The organism is Ktedonobacter robiniae (assembly GCF_016587375.1).
Taxonomy (GTDB): domain Bacteria; phylum Chloroflexota; class Ktedonobacteria; order Ktedonobacterales; family Ktedonobacteraceae; genus Ktedonobacter; species Ktedonobacter robiniae.
In genome coordinates this window covers 1256210-1275775 of record NZ_BNJG01000003.1, presented here as the reverse complement: position 1 = coordinate 1275775, position 19566 = coordinate 1256210, and the positions used below count along the sequence as shown (strand labels likewise).

18 protein-coding genes are annotated in these 19566 nt (G+C 53.0%); 6 read left to right on the top strand and 12 right to left on the bottom strand.

The genetic code is table 11. The features are described from left to right. Positions 1-76: 76 nt before the first annotated feature. Positions 77-622 carry a hypothetical protein gene (locus JMJ04_RS38105; RefSeq protein ID WP_201375582.1) on the bottom strand — a complete coding sequence of 182 codons (546 nt, stop codon included), beginning with the start codon at positions 620-622 and terminating at the stop codon, positions 77-79. A 350-nt stretch (positions 623-972) separates the two neighbouring features. Here JMJ04_RS38105 and JMJ04_RS38100 point away from each other — a divergent pair, with 350 nt between their 5' ends. Then, positions 973-1809 (top strand): isocitrate lyase/PEP mutase family protein, encoded by an 837-nt coding sequence (locus tag JMJ04_RS38100; RefSeq protein ID WP_201375581.1) that lies wholly within the window; start codon positions 973-975, stop codon positions 1807-1809. Between the two features lie 4 nt (positions 1810-1813). Here the strand turns inward: JMJ04_RS38100 and JMJ04_RS38095 are convergent, their stop codons facing one another. The 3 genes from JMJ04_RS38095 to cobT form a co-directional block, all read right to left on the bottom strand. Next, on the bottom strand, positions 1814-2689 hold the full coding sequence (locus JMJ04_RS38095) for a metallophosphoesterase (protein WP_201375580.1): 876 nt from the start codon (positions 2687-2689) through the stop codon (positions 1814-1816). A 417-nt stretch (positions 2690-3106) separates the two neighbouring features. After that, a complete protein-coding gene (locus JMJ04_RS38090) occupies positions 3107-4948 on the bottom strand; it encodes a S8 family serine peptidase (protein WP_201375579.1) in 1842 nt (613 codons plus the stop codon). 344 nt (positions 4949-5292) lie between these two features. Beyond that, complete coding sequence (cobT, locus tag JMJ04_RS38085) at positions 5293-6351, bottom strand: nicotinate-nucleotide--dimethylbenzimidazole phosphoribosyltransferase (protein WP_420799568.1); 1059 nt, start codon at positions 6349-6351, stop codon at positions 5293-5295. Between the two features lie 248 nt (positions 6352-6599). On the opposite strand from cobT, the gene JMJ04_RS38080 reads away from it, so the two are divergent. Further along, a complete protein-coding gene (locus JMJ04_RS38080) occupies positions 6600-7244 on the top strand; it encodes a hypothetical protein (RefSeq protein ID WP_201375577.1) in 645 nt (214 codons plus the stop codon). Between the two features lie 53 nt (positions 7245-7297). On the opposite strand, the gene JMJ04_RS38075 is transcribed toward JMJ04_RS38080, so the two are convergent. Together JMJ04_RS38075 and JMJ04_RS38070 are read right to left on the bottom strand one after the other, a co-directional pair. Next, complete coding sequence (locus tag JMJ04_RS38075; RefSeq protein WP_201375576.1) at positions 7298-7954, bottom strand: nitroreductase family protein; 657 nt, start codon at positions 7952-7954, stop codon at positions 7298-7300. Positions 7955-8013: 59 nt separating this feature from the next. Next, on the bottom strand, positions 8014-9093 hold the full coding sequence (locus tag JMJ04_RS38070; protein WP_201375575.1) for a LacI family DNA-binding transcriptional regulator: 1080 nt from the start codon (positions 9091-9093) through the stop codon (positions 8014-8016). Positions 9094-9442: 349 nt separating this feature from the next. Between JMJ04_RS38070 and JMJ04_RS38065 the strand changes: the two genes are divergently transcribed. From JMJ04_RS38065 to JMJ04_RS38055, 3 genes are all read left to right on the top strand, one after another. Continuing rightward, on the top strand, positions 9443-11125 hold the full coding sequence (locus JMJ04_RS38065; RefSeq protein ID WP_201375574.1) for an ABC transporter substrate-binding protein: 1683 nt from the start codon (positions 9443-9445) through the stop codon (positions 11123-11125). 152 nt (positions 11126-11277) lie between these two features. After that, positions 11278-12264 (top strand): ABC transporter permease, encoded by a 987-nt coding sequence (locus tag JMJ04_RS38060; protein WP_201375573.1) that lies wholly within the window; start codon positions 11278-11280, stop codon positions 12262-12264. 14 nt (positions 12265-12278) lie between these two features. After that, complete coding sequence (locus tag JMJ04_RS38055; RefSeq protein ID WP_201375572.1) at positions 12279-13256, top strand: ABC transporter permease; 978 nt, start codon at positions 12279-12281, stop codon at positions 13254-13256. Positions 13257-13373: 117 nt separating this feature from the next. Here the strand turns inward: JMJ04_RS38055 and JMJ04_RS38050 are convergent, their stop codons facing one another. The 5 genes from JMJ04_RS38050 to JMJ04_RS38030 form a co-directional block, all read right to left on the bottom strand. Next, positions 13374-14552, bottom strand: coding sequence for a S53 family peptidase (locus JMJ04_RS38050; protein ID WP_201375571.1), 1179 nt, complete (start codon positions 14550-14552; stop codon positions 13374-13376). A gap of 417 nt (positions 14553-14969) precedes the next feature. Continuing rightward, positions 14970-15758 (bottom strand): ABC transporter permease, encoded by a 789-nt coding sequence (locus JMJ04_RS38045; RefSeq protein ID WP_201375570.1) that lies wholly within the window; start codon positions 15756-15758, stop codon positions 14970-14972. Continuing rightward, complete coding sequence (locus JMJ04_RS38040; protein ID WP_236038874.1) at positions 15718-16656, bottom strand: ABC transporter ATP-binding protein; 939 nt, start codon at positions 16654-16656, stop codon at positions 15718-15720. Before JMJ04_RS38040 ends, JMJ04_RS38045 begins: the two co-directional genes overlap by 41 nt. Then, positions 16649-17470 (bottom strand): sugar transferase, encoded by an 822-nt coding sequence (locus JMJ04_RS38035; protein ID WP_201375568.1) that lies wholly within the window; start codon positions 17468-17470, stop codon positions 16649-16651. The genes JMJ04_RS38040 and JMJ04_RS38035 overlap by 8 nt, the downstream gene beginning before the upstream one ends. Beyond that, positions 17463-17801: a PadR family transcriptional regulator gene (locus JMJ04_RS38030; RefSeq protein ID WP_201375567.1), complete on the bottom strand. Its 339-nt coding sequence runs from the start codon at positions 17799-17801 to the stop codon at positions 17463-17465. Before JMJ04_RS38030 ends, JMJ04_RS38035 begins: the two co-directional genes overlap by 8 nt. A 793-nt stretch (positions 17802-18594) precedes the next feature. Between JMJ04_RS38030 and JMJ04_RS38025 the strand changes: the two genes are divergently transcribed. Beyond that, entirely contained in the window at positions 18595-18927 is a 333-nt protein-coding gene (locus tag JMJ04_RS38025; protein WP_201375566.1) for a hypothetical protein, read from the top strand. A gap of 174 nt (positions 18928-19101) precedes the next feature. On the opposite strand, the gene JMJ04_RS38020 is transcribed toward JMJ04_RS38025, so the two are convergent. Next, on the bottom strand, positions 19102-19398 hold the full coding sequence (locus tag JMJ04_RS38020; protein WP_201375565.1) for a hypothetical protein: 297 nt from the start codon (positions 19396-19398) through the stop codon (positions 19102-19104). Positions 19399-19566: the final 168 nt, after the last annotated feature.

Below are 19566 nucleotides of genomic sequence, written 5' to 3'. Positions count from 1 at the left end.
GTTGGCATAGTGGCTAGAAATCACAGTAGCCGCGTACGCCAGTAGCGGCCTCCTCGCCCGCTACTGGCGTACGCGGCTACTTCTCTTCTTCTGATTGGTTGAACTGGGTGAGGACAATATAGGTGATGTTGTCCCAGGCGTTGTGGATACCGATGAAGATGAGCAGGACCGTCATCGCGCCGATGACGAACAGGGTGGGCACCGGGTATGTTGGCAGCACTATGGCGGCGACTAGGAGTGCGGTATACGCGGCGAGCGGTAGGATGGTATGGAAGATCCAGTCTTCCATAACTGGTTGATAGTCGTTTTGACGGCGCGTTCGTCGTACGATGATTATGATGTATATCATCCCTGCCACACCGGCGAGACCAAGCGGGAAGCTCATGTTCCAGAGCGCCTGCCAGGGAGCAGTCATTGTCGCGGCAATAAAGAGTGCAGCACAGAAATGCACGACATTTGGCGTGCTAAATGCCGCGATAGCCTCGCCTGATCTTCTACCCCGAAGCCCTGCGATCAAGGTGATGACTATGAACATCAGTCCAGTCAGCGCGGCGGCAGAGGAACCGACGATGACGTAAAAGTTTTGCCAGGTGGGAAGCGGCGATATCACAGCCTCTTGCACTAGAGATCCCCCTTCTGTAGATAGAGATATATTAATGACCCTTCCGCAGCATTGAGGAAGTGTACGAGGTCGAATTGAACGGCTTAAAGTAAAGCGAAACGCAAGGTATGATGTGGCTTCCCTGCGTTTCTGAGGAAGAATATTTATTGTCTTCCATATTATCACATCAGTGCTTCATGCGAAAACTAAAACGTCGTAATTGAACAGGCGCAGAGGCAGAAGCCGCTTCACATAATAATGGCCCTATAAGCATTGTGAAAATCGGCCCTTGTATTAAGGCCAGTATTACTCTACAGTGATGAGAAAAGAGCCTGTTAATATTGTGCGAGAGCATAGAGGGAGTTCTATCTATGAATTATCAGAAACAACAAGAGAGAGCGACACAATTTCGCCAGTTGCATCACGATGCGCCTCTGCTGGTCTTGCCAAACGTCTGGGATGCTGCGAGTGCGCGAATTATCGAGCAGGCAGGTTTCCCTGCTATTGCCACCACTAGCTCTGGAGTTGCCACTGCCCTGGGCTATAGTGATGGTCAGCACATTAGCCGAGATATGCTGATAGAAGCGCTTGCGCGGATCACACGTGTGGTCGATTGCCCGGTTACAGCGGATATCGAGGCGGGGTATGGAAACTCCATTGACGAGGTACTGCAAACCGTCAAAGCGGTGATTGAGACTGGCGTTGTAGGTATCAATATCGAAGATTCGCTCAAGCACCAGGAAAACACGCTGGTCGATATTGCTTACCAGGTTGAATTGATACAGGCGCTGCGTGAATTAGCGAAGTCACTGGGCGTGCCCTTCGTCGTCAACGCGCGTGTCGATGTGTTCTTACTCGCTATTGGTGAGCCAGAGAGCCGCTTTGAGCATGCCGTTCAGAGAGCTAATGCCTATCTGCAAGCGGGTGCCGATTGTGTCTATCCTATTGGCTTCCTTGAGCGCTCCACGATTGCTGATCTTGTCAGGGCCATCGATGGACCCATCAACATTCTTGGTAGCTCTCCTGACCTCCCACTTCCAGTGCTTGCGCAACTCGGAGTTGCCCGCGTTAGCCTTGCCGGCAGGTTGATGCTCTCAATACTCGGGCATATGCGCACAATTGCGCGTGAGTTGCTTGAGCATGGCACCTATGAGAGCCTGCATGCCGAGGCTCTCTCAGGCACGGAGTTCAAGGCGCTTTTCTCCTAAATCGCTACAAGGCCTGGCACTCTATGATTGTGATCTCGGGGCGGCAGTCGAAGCGTACCTGGGGCTTGACCATGCCCAGGCCACGATTGGTGTACTGGAGCATGGAGCCAACCGAGTAGAGGCCAGAGACGTACTTGTGTCCCAGGGGCGGCGTTCTGGGAGTGCCGACAAGAGGAATACGCACCTGCCCGCCATGGGTATGGCCGGAGAGCTGGAGATCGAAGCGTTCCGTTTTCGTGGCGACATCGGCAAAGTCCGGCTCATGCGCGAGCAGGATGGCGGACCCTTCCGAAGGAAGGCGCTTGACCAGGCCCGCGATGGTATCGCTGTACTCCCAGACCGAGTTGATGTATGAGGGATCTGGCCAGAGATCCTCGATGCCAACGATATGCAGCATCGCGCCATTCTCGCGCTTGATAGTGTGAAACTCGTTGGTGAGATCGTTGATGCCAAGCGGTTTGATGAGAGCGCCAAGCCAGTCTGTGCCACTCCAGGCATCATGGTTGCCATAGATGGAGAAGATGCCGTCACGGGCGTGCAGATCTCCCAGAGCCGCCAGGGGACGCGCTGCCCAGGGATAGTAGCGCGTGACAAAATCGCCAGTGATCACGATCAGGTCGGGATGTTGCGCATTCACCTGTTTGACGATATCGCTCAGACGTTTAAAATCCATCCAGGTATCGTCGATGTGAATGTCGCTGAGTTGAGCGATGCGATAGCCATGGAAGGCGGGAGATAGGCGTGGTAAGCGGAGTGAGAGCTGAGTACAATCTATATTTGCTGGCTCAATATGCGTGCTGTAGAAGGAGGTACCCGTCCCGAGAAGGACAGTGCCAGCGACAGTCCCGCCAGCCACTTTGAGAAATTGACGTTTATGCATATACAGTAAACTCATTTCACATAACTTCAAGGCATTGATGAGAGTTCATATACGTTCAAATCGCGTTTTATATCTCTATTTCTCTCGTATTTTATCACAGCTATGCGTGTTCAGCAGGCCATATAGTAAGTTAGTAGTGTGATGAATAGCGAAAATGATGTGGCCCGGATATTCTTATAACCTTAAAAGAGCAGGGCATGAGTAGCGACGAATTAGAGGCGATGCGCGCGGAAGTACAAACCTGGAGTGAGCTACCTGACTCCTTTGAATTGCTCATATGGCGCGAGGGCCTCGCCTGGCGCGAACAGTAGTGGGGTGACGCAACTAAAATACGCGTCTATATATCATGGTACGGAGCACCTCGTACCATGATATATAGACGCGTATTTTAGTTGCGTCGGGCCGATGCTACATTCGTCACGGAAACTGGGACTGGGGTGTGTTCGGCAGTTGGCCCTGGGGCAGCGTTGCTGGCGGGGGCGAAGAAGGTGTGTCCTGCCCCTGATCTGGTGCCTGGTTCTGCTGCTGTTGATTGGTGGATTGGTTTTGCGATTGATCCTGGCCCTGGTTCTGAGGCTGATATTGGGGCTGATATTGATCGCTGGTATTGACGGCGCTGGCGGCGTCGATGATACCGGTCCCCATTTCGGTGTTGGAGATGGGCGAGGCCTTGTAGTCCAGGGTCGCGCTGTAGTAGGTGCTATTGGAATCTGTAGGCAAGGGCGGAGTCGCGTTAGGATCGGTGAACTTGCTCACTGATTGATGTAACCATGAGGCCAGCTCGGTAGGCGTCATATCGGGATGGGCTGCCAGGGCCAGCGCGGCTACACCAGCCACCTGGGGCGCGGCGGTTGAGGTTCCTTGCAGGTAGGCATAGCAGTTATTGCAGCTCTGCCCATTGCTATCGGTTCCATAGGCACCGAAGACACCGGGGTTGTCGCTGGCACCAATAAGCGAGGAGCTGGCCTCCAGGCGGCTGCACTCTTTGGAGATGCAGTCGCTTGCGGGAACATTGTAGTTGCGTGCCCCACCGGGAGCCGAGAGGTCTATGCGAGGCCCATAGTTGCTGTAGTAGGCAAGCTGTTCACGTTTTGAGGAGCCATACTGACCGTATTTGGTCGTGCTGGTATCGCCCGTTCCTGTAGCGCGATTGACCGCACTCACGGCCACGACTCCTGGAACGCCTGCGGGAACCATGCGTGTGCCACGCAGGTCGGCAGTGGTCCCACCATCACCACTGGGGAGACTGCCAGCACTGATAACGCGCCCATTCTGGTCGAGCTGGACGTGATCATTACCAGCGGCGGCAATGACGGTGGTACCGTTCTGCTTGAGATAGTCAACCATGCGTGCGAAGGCATCCCAGATGGCCTCATCGTTGCCGACGTCTTCCTGGTTGCCACAGCGAGCGGAGCCGGGGATAACGCCATCAGCGCAGATGTAGGTTCCCATAGACATATTGATGATCTGGGCGCCGACGCTATTAGCGTAATACATGCCATCGAGCAGCCAGCTTAACGCGCCGCTGCCGCAGGCGTTGAGTACACGAACGTTGATAAGCGTCGTACTGGGCGCGATACCACTGATCTGGGGACCATCCTTGCCCGCGATATGCGTGGCGGTCCAGGTACCGTGTCCGTCGAAGTCTTCCAGGCTGCTGGGATCATCGGTCTTGTTACAAGAGGAAGAGGCCTCAACAAAGGAGCGGCTATGATCGTGGTCATAGTTCATGCCTACGGCCTCGTGAGTTGAGAGCAGGCCTGTGTCGAGATTGGCGACACGCACTTTGGCTGAGCCCTGTGTTTTCTGCCAGGCCTGGGGAATATTCATGAGGGCCAGGTCCCACTGGAGGGGGCAGGCTTTCTGTGTGGTCGCGCACCCTTGAGAAGTAGTTGAGCTGTCGGTGCTAGATAGAGATTCGTTACGCGTAAAGGTGGTGGGTTTCTCGTCTGGCATGGCCAGAGTAAAGGTGTCGCGAGCGATGCTCTTTACTCCGGGTAGCGCGGCCAGGTCATCCCGGTTACTTGAGCGTACAACCAGCATATTCGCCTTGCTCAGGTCACGCAGAATTTTATGACCATGATTGAGAAGCTGTTGGGTATCAATACGAAGTTTGGGTTGGAAGACGACGATATAATTATCCTCGCTCTGGCGGAACTCCGCGCGGGAGATAAAGGTTGGTGCGAACACGATGACCACTCCGAACACAAGTAGGGCTACGAGTGCCGGGAGAGTCAGGCGATGCCGAAAAATACGCATTACTTTGATCCTTTCGTCCAATTGCTCCCCATTATTGGCGAAAGGTGCTATTCAGGCAATAGCTTGAAGTTACGGTCTGGTTGCGAATTAGTTGCGTTTTATAATACTTTGTACATTTTAAATACGCTGATAAGATATTGTGTAACTCCTCAACTCCTCTCCTTACGAGGTTTTCTCAGCGTCTGCGACGCTTCGCAGGGGTATGGGATGGTGGCGTGGAAGTGCCAGAGGCACTTCCACGCCACCATCCCATACCCCTGCGAGCCACGTAGTGGCGAGAAGTCCTGAGTAGGCAAGATATTGGTATAGTTGGCGGGCAGTTGCCCGCCAACTATACCAATATCTTATCCCTCTTCTTTTTCGGAGACGCCGGCCTGGGCGAAGGTGGCCATCTCGTTATGGGTGTGGAGCGCGGCCTCGAGGATGTGCATGGCGAGCACCGCGCCCGTGCCCTCGCCGAGGCGCATATTTAGATTGAGGAGGGGTTGAAGCTGAAGATACTCAAGGATCAGGCGGTGGCCGGGTTCAACCGAGGTGTGACCGGCAAAAAGATAGTTGCGGATAGCGGGATTGAGCGCGCAGGCGGCAAGAGCGGCCGAGCTAGAGATAAAGCCATCGATCAAGACGGGAATGCGGCGCGCGGCGGCGGCAATAATAACGCCGGTAAGGCCCGCGATCTCCAGGCCGCCAACCTTAGCCAGAACATCCAGAGCATCGTTGGGATCAGGCTGGTTAAGTTCAAGCGCGCGCTCGAGCACGCGAACCTTGTGCTGGCGCTGTTCGGCGCTGATACCAGTGCCATGACCGGTGAGGGTATCAACAGGCAGGCGCAGGAGCGTGGCACTGATAGCACTGGCGGCGGTAGTATTACCGATGCCCATCTCGCCAATCGCGATGAGATCGCAACCCTTCTCAACGGTGACATCCAGGACCTCAAAGCCTACCTGAAAGGCCTCAAATAGTTGCTCACGGGTCAGGGCAGGCCCCTCGGCCATATTGGCACTGCCCGGGGCTACCTTGCGCGAAATAAGTTGAGGATGTGTCAGGGGAGCGGCCACGCCGATATCGACAATGACGACCTCGGCCTGGGCCTGACGCGCCAAGGCATTGATGGCCGCGCCCCCAGCGAGAAAGTTTAACACCATCTGAGGCGTCACCTCGGCGGGATAGGCGCTGACGCCCTCACGCGTTACCCCGTGGTCGCCTGCCATCACGATCACGCTCTTCTGCTGGATGTGTGGTAGAGGTGTACCCTGAATGCCAGCCAGGCGCACGGCGATCTCTTCGAGGCGACCAAGGCTCCCCGCTGGCTTAGTAAGCTGTTGCTGGTGCTGCGCAGCCTGTTGCATGGCCTCTTTATCGAGTGGCTGCACCGACGCGAGCCGCTCTTGAATCTGCTCTATAGACATAGAAAAATCCTCTCGTGTATATCTCATAAATACGAAATAGATGCCTGTTATTATAGCGCACAAAGAAGGACGAAATCCTTCCCAGAGGGATTTTCGCACCTACAGTGTTACCAAGTAAGATATGTGTAGTGGCTTGGCTGCGCCAGAGATCACCACACATACCTCATTTCATGTTATAGTATCTTGTACACAAGAGCTTATTCAGTGTATGTGTAAGTGTTTTATTTTTTGAGGAGGCAATAGTGGTGCGACCATTGCCATTGGAGGCCTATCGCCTGGCGGAGAAGTATCGCCTGGGTGTGCCTCAGCTTTGCTTCCGGCGCGGAGGCGTGCGTCGAACGCTTCTAAGCCTGTTATTTGCGTTGCCCGCTCTCTATGGCGGGTATCAGCTTGTCCTATATACCAGCCCGTTGCTATTTTATTATTTTGGTGACCACCAGGGCAGTCTCTACGTGCTGGGACCTTTTAGGCGCTTCGACGCGGTTTTTGAGTGTGATGGAAGTGTGATTGATTTGGAGTTGTGGGCGCGCTCGCACTGGAGCTACATATTTCTGCTGGTGCTGGGGGCGCTACTTGTTGTGAGCGCAGGCGTTCTGCTGATGAATGTGATCAATCGCCTGGTCATGCAGGAGCGAGCCTATATCTGCGCGGAGGGCTTTCTCTTGCTCAGGGGGCGCGAGAGGGTAGAGGCCGCGCTCCGCTGGGAGCAGATATGTGAATTGCGCTACCAGGTCGAAGAGCTTTACAGACGCTATCGCATCCCGCCAGCCCAAAGCGCCTATGTAGTAGCCACCAGCGGCAAAATGCTGCGTGTGCCCATCACCGCGCTAGCGAAGATAATCAACGAACGATTAAGTATGAGAAAAGAAGTAGCTCTCAGTACATAGGGGCTATATGCCCCTATGTACTGAGAGCTACTTCTTTTCTCATATTCTAGAGCTTACCACTGGTTCCAGTGCAGGATTTTGCTTAGCGGCTCGCGGGGGGCGGGCTTAAAGTCGGTGCCGAGGGTATAGGCGACGGGTAAGAGTGCGGCCTGGGTGATTTTGTTGTAGGGGATATCGAGGATGTCGGCGGCCTCTTTCTCATAGGTAAGGTGGAGGGTGGTCCAGGCGCTGCCCAGGCCACGGGCGCGCGCGGCGAGCATAAAGCTCCAGGCGGCGGGCAGGATGGAACCCCAGATGCTGGCCTGAATGCCGCTCGGCAAGTTTTCGGTGCGGCCACGGAAGCAGGGGATGAGCATGACGGGAACCTCGTGCATATGCTCGGCCAGGTAGTCCGCCGAGTTGCCGACACGTTCCTGCACACGACCGCGCTCGGGATTATTAGCGAAGGCCGTACCTGACGTGGCGGCAGTGGCCTGGCGGTAGTCCTTGTAGCTGCGGCGATAAAGCTCTGCCAGGGCGGCCTTCTTCTGCGCATCATCTACCATAACGAAGTGCCAGGACTGCATATTGCTGCCAGTTGGCGCTTGGAGCGCGATCTCCAGGCATTCTTGCAGAATCTCTGGCTCAATGGGGCGTGAAAAGTCGAGCCGCTTACGTACTGAGCGCGTGGTGGTGAGTAGCTGGTCGGGCGAGAGGTCGAGTAATGACATGTTCTACTCCTTCTGACGAGAAATAAAATGGATCCTTCTTGCATAGCATACTACATTGTTCAGCGTGAGTGCTGAGGCGGAGCCACCGATTCTCGTATCACCAGTTCTGTGCCTATCAGCCGGGTTATATAGGGGGCCTCGGGATTATTTGCCCGTTCGATTAACGTATGTAGGGCGGTGGTTCCCATCGTAGTAGTATCGACGCGGATTGTTGTGAGAGCTGGGGTGACGTGTTGTCCAAGCTCAATGTCATCGAAGCCAATCAGTGAGACATCGCCTGGTATACGGCAGCCAGCCTCGCGTAGGGCTTTCATCGCGCCAATGGCCGTAATATCGTCTGCACAGAAGATCGCACTGAAGGTGACCTCACGCTTGAGTAAGCGTTTGCAGGCCGCATACCCTCCCTCCATCGTAAGATTACCAGCCTCCACGAGATCAAAGTTGATGGGCAAGTTACGGTCGAGGAAGGCCATACAGTAGCACATCCAGCGTTGTTGAATGGAGTAAATTTGTTGTGCAGGCGCGGGTCCGGGAAGTGTTGGGCCGCCAATAAAAGCAATCTGCTGGTGTCCCCGTTCAAAGAGATGATCCATAGCCAGCCGGGCACCCTGGAGATTATCAGGCAGGATCGTATCAATTGGTGTGGGCAGATCTGCGACATAATTGTCCACCTGGACAACCGGTGTATGTGTGGCATGAATGGCCGCGATGGTCTGAGCATTGGCTTGCCCAACCAGGATGATACCTCCCAGGCGCATCTCATACAGAACGGTTGTCAGCAGAGCCGGGTTGAGGTAAATATCGGTGATGGTGCGGTAGGTGATTTTAATATTTGAGGGCCGGGAAGCGCTTTCAACGCCGTGAAATATCGGCGCCCAGTAGGGGTCCATCGTGGCAGGAGTTGGCTCAATGCTTGAGCAATAGAGAAAGCCTACCTCTTTCAATATCCTGTTTTGTGTACGCGGTAAGATTGCCTGTCCCCCCATGTTCCGGTAGTAGCCCAGTTCGGCCGCTACCTTGAGGACACGTTGCCGAATCTCTTCACTGACGTTGCTGTGGTTGTTGAAGACCCGTGATACGGTTCCCACGGACACTTCAGCCAGTTTAGCGACATCCCTGGCGGTTACTGAGCTTGTCACATTCTCCTACTTTCCGGCAAAAATGATGCGCAATAAGTTCATGAAAGTATGATAAGCAAATTTCACCTCAAAGTCAATGCATGAACATAGTGTTTTGCTATTTGAGCCCAAAACATATTTTTATCATGGATAGCAGAAGTGAATGTAGCAGATTTCATGTTTTAAATAAAATGGCTTTGGAAGCGGTACGGTGCTATGTATATTATTATATTTGAGAAGGGTTAATATTGACAAGAGCGTAAAAATGATACATAGTTATTTCATCATTAATATAGCGCAAGAGGTTCATTGGCGTTTTGTCTACTCTGTTTAGCTGAGCGTATTTCTCAGTCGCTTCAGGAGGTGTCTGGTGGCACACACTAATTTGCTGACGCGCAAGAGCAGAACCACGATGGTATGCCTCTCTCTGCTCATGCTGCTCTCTCTCTTGTTTGTTGCTTGTGGTGGTAGCACTACAAGCAAAAGCAATAAAAGCACATCCTTGACGATGTTAGCGAATGCCGGAGGAGATTACACACGGAACTTCAACCCTTACTCATCCAGCGTGATCAGCGGCACACCGGGTATGATCTATGAGACGTTGTTGTATTTTAATCGCCTCAATGGCGACATCAAACCCTGGCTGGCCCAGAGCTATGACCTTGCCAGCGATGCTACGAGCATTACCTTCCACCTGCGCAAAGATGTAAAGTGGTCGGATGGTCAGCCCTTTACTAGCGACGATGTCGTATTTACCCTCAATCTGATTAAGCAGAACCCCTCGATTGATGTCAGTGGTATCTCGTCTCGCTTCAAAGACGTTGTCGCGCCCGATAGTAGCACCGTGAAGGTGACTTTGAACGCTCCCTACTATCCCATTATCTGGTATCTAGGCGGACAGACCTATATTCTACCCAAGCATGTCTGGTCTGCTGTGAAGGGAGATCCGTCACAGTATGCCGATCCCAATCCCGTTGGCACCGGTCCCTTTGTGCTGAAATCCTTCACACCTCAGTTGGTGACCCTGAGCAAGAATTCCAAGTTCTGGCAACCTGGTAAACCCGAGGTAAGCGAACTAAAGATTCCAGCCTATAACTCCAATACCAGTGCTGAACTGGCTCTTCAAAAGGGCGAGATCGACTGGACCAATCTCTATATTCCCGATATTGAGAAAACATACATCAAGCTCGATCCAGTGCATAATCATTACTGGTTCCCCTCCAGTGACGTGGTCATGCTCTTCATGAACATCACAAAGTATCCCTTCAACCAGCTCCCGGTGCGCCAGGCGATCAGCGATGCTATCAATCGCGACCAGTTGAATAAGGTTGGCGAGAGTGGCTATGAACCTGCCGCCAGTCCGACGCTGATCCTTCCCGCCAATAAAGACTATACGGCGCCTGAGTATGGCGGGCTGTCCTTTTCGGTGGATGCTGCGAAGGCGCAACAGTTATTGGAGAGCGCGGGCTTTAGCAAGGGTGGAGACGGCATATATGCCGACAAACAGGGGAAGAAGCTGACCTTCAACCTCAATGTCGTCAGCGGCTATACCGATTGGATTACCGATTGTCAGCTTATAGCGAGTGATTTGCAGGCTATCGGCATTAAGGTGACGGTCAATACCATCGCCTTTGATGCATACTACGATGCCTTGCAGAAGGGCAACTATGACCTGGCGATGCTCTGGACCAATCCCGGCCCGACGCCCTACTACATCTTTGATGGTTTGCTCAGGAGCACTAATAGCGCGCCCAATGGCCAGGCCGCACCCTCGAACTATGAGCGCTGGAACGATCCCAATACGGATAAATTGCTGGATCAATATGCCTCATCGACCGATCCCAACGCGCAGAAACAGGCCATTCAGGCCTTGCAGAAGATCATGGTCGAGCAACTGCCCAGCATTCCCCTGACCAATGAGCCGTACTGGTATCAATACAGTACTAAGAAGTTCACGGGCTGGCCGGACGCGCAGCATCCCTATGCGGCTCCTGGCACGGCCACCTATCCAGATATCGAGTATGTTGTGCTTAACCTGCACCCGGTTGAGTAGGCATTTCGAGCTTATGGACGCTATATCAACATAGCGTTTATACACCGGGTTGGGTCGCTGATGGCCGCTCAGCCCGGTCCCCTATTGGTAGTGTTCTCTGCATGTGACAAGGCTTTTTGTACAGTGATTTTTTCATCTAGAAGGAGGCAGGCATGCGCCATATGCTTCGCCGTATTATCTTCTACATCCTGGCCCTGTGGGCATCAGTCACGCTCAATTTTCTCATTCCACATCTCTCGCCAGGCAATCCAGCCAGCGCTATGATGTCACGCATGCGTGGTAAGTTGTCGCCGCAGGCCCAGCACGCATTGGAGATCTCTCTGGGCGTCAACCATGACTCGCTCTGGTCGCAGTATGGACAATACATAAACAATCTGATGCATGGAAATCTAGGGACGTCCATTACTTACCTGCCGACTCCAGTCTCTGAGGTAATCATGCAAGAGTTGCCCTGGACGCTGGTCCTGGTGGGGACGGCCCTCGTTATCAGCTTTATTATTGGTACATTACTGGGCATCATCGTTGTTTGGCGGCGTGGCTCGCTGATGGACGTGGTACTCTCGCCCTTCTTTACTTTTATCTCGGCAATCCCCTATTTCTGGCTAGCACTGGTGCTGCTCTATGTGCTTGGCTCTCAGCTGAACTGGTTTCCCATTCATGGCGGCTATGACTCGGACGTAGCCGATCCAGGCTGGAACCTCGATTTTATCCTGAGTGCGGCCTGGTACGCCGTTCTTCCCGCCTTGACGATTATTATTGGCTCGCTGGCGGGCTGGCTGCTAGGTATGCGTAATGCCATGGTTACGACGCTGGCCGAGGACTACGTGCTGATGGCGGAGGCCAAAGGTCTCTCGCCCTGGCGGGTCATGTTCTCTTATGCCGCCCGCAACGCCATTCTACCCAATATTACTGCCTTTGCGCTCTCGCTGGGATTTGTCGTTAGCGGCTCGCTCTTGACCGAGATTGTCTTCTCCTATCCTGGGATTGGCTTTGCCATCTTGCAGGCGGTGGATAACCTGGATTACGCGCTCTTGCAGGGAATTTTCCTGGTAATTACGGTTGCCGTGCTGGCGGCGAATCTCATGGCGGATGCGCTCTATGTTGTGCTCGACCCGCGTGTGCGCATAAGTAGAAGCTAGAGAGGGAAATGTATATGCAGGTAACAACGAGTGAAACAGCGACCGGACCCTCGGCTCGAAGCTTGCGCTTGAGTGACCTCTGGCGCCTTCTGACGCAGAATCGCAAGGTAAGTTTTGGCCTGATTGTGTTGGGTTTCTTCTTACTCCTGGCGATTGTGGGACCTCTCATTGTGGCGCAGGATCCCAATGCCTTTAGCCCGGATCGCCTGGCACCGCCTTCAGCCTCCCACTGGCTGGGTACAACCCAGACAGGACAGGATGTGTTGGCACAGGTGATTGTCGGGACGCGTATCTCCGTCTTCATGGGCATAGCTATTGGCGTTATGACCATGCTTATTTCTATTGGGATTGGCCTGGCCTCAGGCTATTATGGTGGTTGGGTAGATGAAATTCTCTCAATGATCACGAATATCTTTCTCGTGCTCCCTACCCTGCCCCTGGCGATCCTGCTGGCGGCTTTTATTGCCTATAAAGGGCCATTGACCATCGTTATCGTGCTCACGGTTACCGGCTGGTCCTGGGGAGCACGTGTCCTGCGCGCTCAGACGCTCTCGATGCGCAGTCGTGAGTGTATAGAATCAGCGCGTGCCAGTGGTGAGAGCGACTGGCGCATTATTTTTTATGAGATCTTGCCTAATGAGATTGCCATTGTGGCCGCGCAATTGCTGGGTACCATTATCTACGCTATTCTTGCGGAGACGGGTCTGGAGTTCCTGGGTCTGGGCGATATCACGGCTGTGAGCTGGGGAACGATGCTCTACTGGGCTGGGAACAACGATGCTCTGTTACTGGGTGCATGGTGGTGGTTTCTGCCGCCGGGCCTCTGTATCGCCCTGCTGGGTGCGGGCCTCACCTTTATCAACTTTGGCATTGACGAGATTGCCAATCCACGCCTGCGAGGCAAAAGAAAACAGAAGAGGCAGGAGAGCGACAAGAGGTCTGCCACGCCGCCCGAGCTCAATGAGGCACAAATTCCAGTTGAGCAGGCATAGCATGCTTTGATAAAGCGTGTGATGAGCATATGAAAAGGCCTTGCCACCTCGCGGCAAGGCCTGAAAGAGAAGAAATGCTTTTTTCTAAACTAGAAATCACAAGCTAGAAATTACAAACTAGAAGGCTCCGGTTCCATTGGGTGTACCCAGGCCAGTGGGTCCATCGTAACCAGTACCGGCTGTGCAAAGGTAGGAACCGCCGCAGCTGCCATTGCTACCACTGGTCACATCAAAGAGATTACCCGTATGACTGTAGAGAGAAGAAGCGGCGTTGACGCTGCTGGCGTTGCCGGCCAGAGCATAGACACTGGCGATAATGGGTGAAGAAACGCTGGTGCCACCGAAGACGAGCCAGCCGCCGACATTCCCATAGGTGTCATAGACTGAGACGCCAGTGTTTGGATCAGCAACCGCCGATACATCGGCGATGGTGCGCCTGGAGCAGCCAGTATCTTTCTGCCAGCTCGGCTTGGAGATGTAGGCGCTGCATCCGCTGCCTGCGCCGTTCCAGGCCGTCTCAGTCCAGCCACGGCTATTGCTGCTCTTGCTGAGCGAGGTACCACCAACCGCAACAACGGTGTTGTAGGCTGCGGGAACCTGTGCACCATAGCCGCTATCACCAGAGCTGGCGGTGATAATATGGCCGGGATGGTTGTAGTACGAGGCGTAGGACGATTCGCCGCTGGACTCGCTGCCACCGTAGCTATTGCTGACGGTATTAGCGCCCAGGCTAATAGCTGTGTTTACAGCTGTGCCCAGGTTGGCGAATGAAGAGGATTTGGCCTCAACCAGCAGGATGTGGCAATTGGGACAGATGGCGCTGACCATGTCCAGGTCGAGGGAGATCTCCTCAGCCCAGCCACTATTGGCGCGGGGATATGAGGTGCCACCAGTTTGGTTGACCTTCCTGAAGCAGCCATTAGCTGTGGTACAGGCGGGGAGACCAAACTTTGAGCGATAGACGGCCAGGTCTGACTCTGCGTTAGGATCGTCGTAAGCATCGACGATGGCGACGGTCTGCCCGCTGCCTGCGCTGGCAGATGGCAGTTTGTACGCTGACTGAAGATCGGCAGGATTGTAACCGGAGGGACTACTAGCATTGGGCTTCACGCCGCTGGTGTTGGCATCAATCTGGATGGCGTTACATTGCGCGAGGTCAACCACTTTAATGCCACAAACACTATGGAAGCGAAGTTTGGATGGGTGCTGCTGAGCAAATACGTAACTGGTGCTAAAGCTGAGCAGCATAAAGGAAAGTAGGGTTGCGATGCTGAAGAGACTGATAAGCCTTTTCAATGTGCCTTCCTTTCGCTAATGCGAATTCCTCTTTCAGCAAGAGAGCTTTCCTGTGGGTGAGCAGCTTCTTGCCTGCGAAACGTCCTTTTTCGCATGAAGAATGCATCAAACACAATGCAAAGAGGTTCTTTAGAAGAAATGGCACATAAAAGTCGCGAGGTGACTTCCATGCCTGGCACAAACATTTCCTCTCCTAAGAGAAGGCACAAAATACTTGATGCAGTAATTGCGACATTACCACAAGGAATTGTGTCCTAGAAAGAAGTATAAACATATATTGATTATTGTCAAGCAAAAAGTGTTAAAGGGATTAACCTGATTTTAATCTTTTTTAACAGATGCAAGAAGTCGTCATGTAGTTTATGAGGGCTTACGTACAATACGTAAGCCCTCATAAACTACACGAGCAAGTATTTGCTAGATACTCCAGTCCAGTTTGCGGTTGACGAACCAGAAGGCAATGACGGTGAGACCAGCCATGACGCCTATATCGATGAGGAACTGGTTGGTGATGGGTCCCAGTAAGACCTGGCGTAGGGCCGAAGCCGCGTAGGTCGCCGGGCTAAAGCGGCCAATGAAGATCATAAAGGGCGGGAGGTGATCGGGTGGAATGACTACGGGACCGAGGGCAAGTAGCACCAGCGTCAGGATATAGCTGAAGGCGTTAGCGGTCTCGGGCGTGCGCATGCGAGCACCTATCAGCGCCCCAATGGCGGAGAAAGGCAGTGTACACAGGGGTAGCACGATGAGCAGCAAGGGACTGATCTGGAGGTGTACGCCCAGGATCAGCGTGCCGCCGATGATCGTCACCAGGAGCGAGGGGAGCGAGAGGAGGAGGAAAGCCGCCAGGATCGCCAGAATCAAGATATAGCGCCGGACGGGAAGGGTCGCGAAATAGTCGAGTGTTCCATGCTCGCGCATAAAGAAGACATGCCCATTCACGTTATTCATGTTGTTGAAGAGGAGTGCCAGGACGATATTTCCGACCAGGACATAACTCAGCGAGAGGGAGCCAGAATCGCGGGCGAAGGTGCCAAGAGCCGTAGTGCTCAGTAACGGTGAGATCATGCCCAGGGTGATAAGCGAGCGCCAGGACCAGCGCCAGTTGGTCAACTCGATCAAGAACACATCGAGAAATTGCGTGAGCAGTGAGGGCGCGCGGCGCTCACCGGGTAGCGTTTGTGGTAGCTGGATGTTTTGTGACATAGTGCAGGTAAATATCCTCCAGTGTCGCGGAATACAGGTGGAAGTCGTCAATAGTATGCAGGGGAAGGGCATCAATGACCGCGCCAGCCTCGTGGCGCTCTAAGAGCACGAGCCAGCGCCCAGGCGCGAGTTCGTTGTATTGCAGGTGTGTTGGCAGTGGTGGCGGAGACTCAGCCGGAAAGAAGAGCTCCAGGCGCATCTTCTCGCCGACCTCGCGTTTAAGCTCAGTCAGGGGACCCATAGCCACGAAACTACCCTGGCGCATGATGCCCACGCGTTGCACGATCTTCTCGGCCTCGATGGCATCGTGTGTGATAAAGATAATTGTCGTGCCATACGCGCTATTCAAGTGGCGCAGCACATCCCAGACCAGCTTGCGCTTCTGGGGATCGAGATCGTTTGTGGGTTCGTCGAGGATCAGAATGGGTGGGTGCGCGGCGGTGGCGACGGCGAGGCGCAGGATACGCTTCTGGCCGCCTGAGAGTCTGGAGCTATATTTATCGCGCAACTCCTCGATCTGCCAGAGCTTGAGCAACTCGTCGCGCTCGCGGCGTGCATCTGATCGGCTCATTCCGCGCAAATGGGCCGTAAAGTAGAGGGCCTCGCTTACGCTCATATTATTGAGCGCCTCGCTATCTTGGGGCATATATCCAACATATTGCGCGATGAGATAGGGATGCTGACGAATATCTCTGCTATAGAGCGTGATCTGGCCCGAGGTGCTGCGTTGCAGGTTAACCATCTGGCGTACCAGCGTCGTCTTGCCCGCGCCATTACTGCCCAGAATACCAAAGATCTTACCCTGCTCAATCGCCAGATTAATATCCTTATTCGCTGGCTGCTCCTGCCCCGGATACTGCTTGACCAGGTCACGAACAACATACACTGAATCACTCATACATATTACTTCCATTCTTAATGGTCGACATTATTATTACACGCGGGACTGATGGCGCATGACGCGTAGGGTTTTGTAGAAGAGATAGAAGTCGTAGCGTAGGGAATGCCTGTTGAGGTAATCTTCGTCGAGCGCTAGCTGGGTTTGCAGATCGACGCGGGGGGAAGCCATGACGCAGCAGGCTGGGACTGCTCAAGCCCGGAGGAACCTGGAGGATGCGGCGGCAACGTGGATCACTCAAATTGGTCTCGCCCGGGCGTAGCAGGCGTGGACCAAAGAAATTCATCTCGCCCCTCAGGACATTGATGAGCGCGCCAGCCTCATCCAGCGAAGTCTTGCGCATCCAGGCACCAAAGTGTGTGATGCGCAAGGCTTCGTCGCTTGTATGCGTCATAGTGCGCAGGCGATAGAGTCTGAAGCGTTGCCCATATTGTCCCAGCCATTCTGAGGTGTAGAAAATTGGTCCCGGCGTCTCCAATTTGATGATGAGTGCCGCCACCAGGAAGAAGGGACTCATTAGCAGAGACAATATGATCGCGGTCGTGATATCGAAGATGCGTCTGGGAGTAAGATAACGTGCATAATGAGCCTGGTGAAGCTCCACTCCCAGGTCAAGGCTGGAGCCAAGGGTTTTGATAACCTCGCGCTGGAGCTCAGGATTTGCGGATGATAGCCCTTGATCGGTGGCCGCGTCCTCCAGGTGTGTGAGAAGCTCCCGGCGAATTTCCATCCGTCGCCGCTGGGGAATGCCTACCAGCATATAGTCAATGGTCGCTAAATACAGCTCAAAGGGTTGTTTCTGGGGATCATGCATGGCGGAGCACTCCTTCTATAGCGCTGGTAAACATCTGCCACTCCTGGCGGCGCGCCCTGACTGCTTCGCGTCCCAGGTGTGTAAGCTGATAATAGCGACGGGGTGAGCCATCATCGCGCGTTTGCCAGGCGCTGGTTACCAGGCCCGCGTTCTCCAGGCGATGGAGCGCGGGATAGAGCGAGCCCTCCTTGAGCTGAAGAACGTCTTGGCTACTGACTCTGACCTCCTTCACAATCTGGTAGCCATACATTGGCTCCTGCTCCAGAACAGCCAGCAGCAGCAGTTCAAGGCTTCCTTTCATCAGTTCGCGGTTTATCTGTACCACTTTCATACCTCGTAGTACCATATACTATGCAAATCTATATACCTCGGATTTCTATGTATTAGCATACACGCAGAGAAGCGCACTGTCAAACCAGGCTGTATAGAAATCAGGGCTTTCCAATCCTCATGCATATGGAGCCCTTCGCGCCGCAGGCGTTCAGGGGGAAGGGGGTGTGGGTGGAAAACGGCAAAGCCGTTTTCCACCCACACCCCCTTCCCCCTCGGCGAGCGTAACGAGCCGAGGCAAGAAGCAGATGAGAATGGGAAGTGATGTGAGCAAACTCACAGAAAATTTATGAAGTGACGCATTGAGGAGCGTGAGCGTTTAGTACATACTATGTTTTAGTGATTCATTGCGTTTCTTTGAATACTTTTTCCTCTTATCGTTCGTGTTGATACCTGAAGGTTTTCTGATCCTACCAGTTGTTTATTGGGGGGTATGAAATGACAAATTTAAATTATGGTGGCTCCAATGCTAAACATGCTATATATGTTCTTTTGATCGCTTTTACTGTTGCCGTGTTGTTTGGTTCTCTCTTATTCTTCTTCTAATCACTGTTTAGTGTCTGCGACGCTAAGTAGAAATAGATGATGTGGAGTGGCAATGCCCGCAGCATTGCCACTCCACATCATCTACTAAATGAGATATGAAGTAGTGCTGCCAGTTTTCGCCTGTGTTTCTCGTTATTCTTAGTTGCATCTATTCATTGACAAAGCGCTTTCCAACATGTTAAAACTATATATAGCAAATGGTTTTAAATTGTATTGCTAATAGTTATAAAAAATGAAAGGACGCATCTATGGAGAAAGTACGACGCCTGCTGTGGAACATAGGCCTGGTGCCAAACAAGGAGACGTTTATTTTTGTAGGTATTGCCCTGGTAAGTTGTTTAGCGACTCTTGTCTGTGGAATTCTACTCGCTATCACACACGATCTCTTGTTTGGAAGCCTGATTGTATTGGTGTCGCTTCCAGCGTTTATTATCTCGTTTGGGGGCTCTTACCGTCTCATGAACTGGACTCTTTCGAGCAAAGAAGAGCGCGCAAGCATAGAGAAAGAAATGGCTGTGCAGCTTTTGTGTAGCTGGAATCAGGCCCAGTCAGAGAAAGAGGATACGCCAGAGCGAGAGTGATAAGGGAATGACGATATTGGAGAGCTATGTTGATTGGCTAAGAAACTTTGCCTTAAAGATCAGTTGGGTAGAGGCGAGGGAAGATTGGGGCTGAAGCAAGGCACGAGGCGCCCTGTTATGTTCATCAACTAGAAAGGGGCGTTCAGAGCCTTCCAACCGAGATATCTGTTCTATCTATGTATCTTTGGGGCGAAGCGTAAGGCCGTACCAGGTAGGATGCTTGTCGCTGCTGGAGTGGTAGCCTCGCTGTGTAAGTTCAACGCGAAACTGGCCAAGCAGCGCCGGATGCGGCTCGCCCTGCCATACTCGTTTGTAGTATGCACGGAAATTGGCGAAGAGCTGAGCATCCTCAATGCTTTGCTGCTCTTCCAATATGCAGCATTCTTGCAAGAATTGCTCTACAACATTCGCAAATGTAGAGGGTGTCTTTGGTAACTGATCTATATCCATGTGTTTTATCGCTATACTCATCAATCTCTCTCTCTTGTTCAGTTGATAAGGCTGAACCACAAGTAGCTAAAAGCAAGCTATTAGTATTTATTGTACCTGAGTGTAAGCTTTTATTCACTACCGGGTATGGATAGGAGCCTTACCGTTCTCTGTTTGCTCAGGCGAATAATTCTCAGCTTGATACAAAGG

What these genes read in the sequence shown, in the direction of transcription:
- JMJ04_RS38100 (WP_201375581.1), top strand. Translation starts at nt 973, where the DNA reads ATGAATTATCAGAAACAACAAGAGAGAGCGACACAATTTCGCCAGTTG.
- JMJ04_RS38095 (WP_201375580.1), bottom strand. Translation starts at nt 2,689, where the DNA reads ATGCATAAACGTCAATTTCTCAAAGTGGCTGGCGGGACTGTCGCTGGC.
- JMJ04_RS38090 (WP_201375579.1), bottom strand. Translation starts at nt 4,948, where the DNA reads ATGCGTATTTTTCGGCATCGCCTGACTCTCCCGGCACTCGTAGCCCTA.
- JMJ04_RS38075 (WP_201375576.1), bottom strand. Translation starts at nt 7,954, where the DNA reads ATGTCATTACTCGACCTCTCGCCCGACCAGCTACTCACCACCACGCGC.
- JMJ04_RS38060 (WP_201375573.1), top strand. Translation starts at nt 11,278, where the DNA reads ATGCGCCATATGCTTCGCCGTATTATCTTCTACATCCTGGCCCTGTGG.
- JMJ04_RS38055 (WP_201375572.1), top strand. Translation starts at nt 12,279, where the DNA reads ATGCAGGTAACAACGAGTGAAACAGCGACCGGACCCTCGGCTCGAAGC.
- JMJ04_RS38045 (WP_201375570.1), bottom strand. Translation starts at nt 15,758, where the DNA reads ATGTCACAAAACATCCAGCTACCACAAACGCTACCCGGTGAGCGCCGC.
- JMJ04_RS38040 (WP_236038874.1), bottom strand. Translation starts at nt 16,656, where the DNA reads ATGAGTGATTCAGTGTATGTTGTTCGTGACCTGGTCAAGCAGTATCCG.
- JMJ04_RS38035 (WP_201375568.1), bottom strand. Translation starts at nt 17,470, where the DNA reads ATGCATGATCCCCAGAAACAACCCTTTGAGCTGTATTTAGCGACCATT.
- JMJ04_RS38030 (WP_201375567.1), bottom strand. Translation starts at nt 17,801, where the DNA reads ATGAAAGTGGTACAGATAAACCGCGAACTGATGAAAGGAAGCCTTGAA.
- JMJ04_RS38025 (WP_201375566.1), top strand. Translation starts at nt 18,595, where the DNA reads ATGGAGAAAGTACGACGCCTGCTGTGGAACATAGGCCTGGTGCCAAAC.
- JMJ04_RS38020 (WP_201375565.1), bottom strand. Translation starts at nt 19,398, where the DNA reads ATGAGTATAGCGATAAAACACATGGATATAGATCAGTTACCAAAGACA.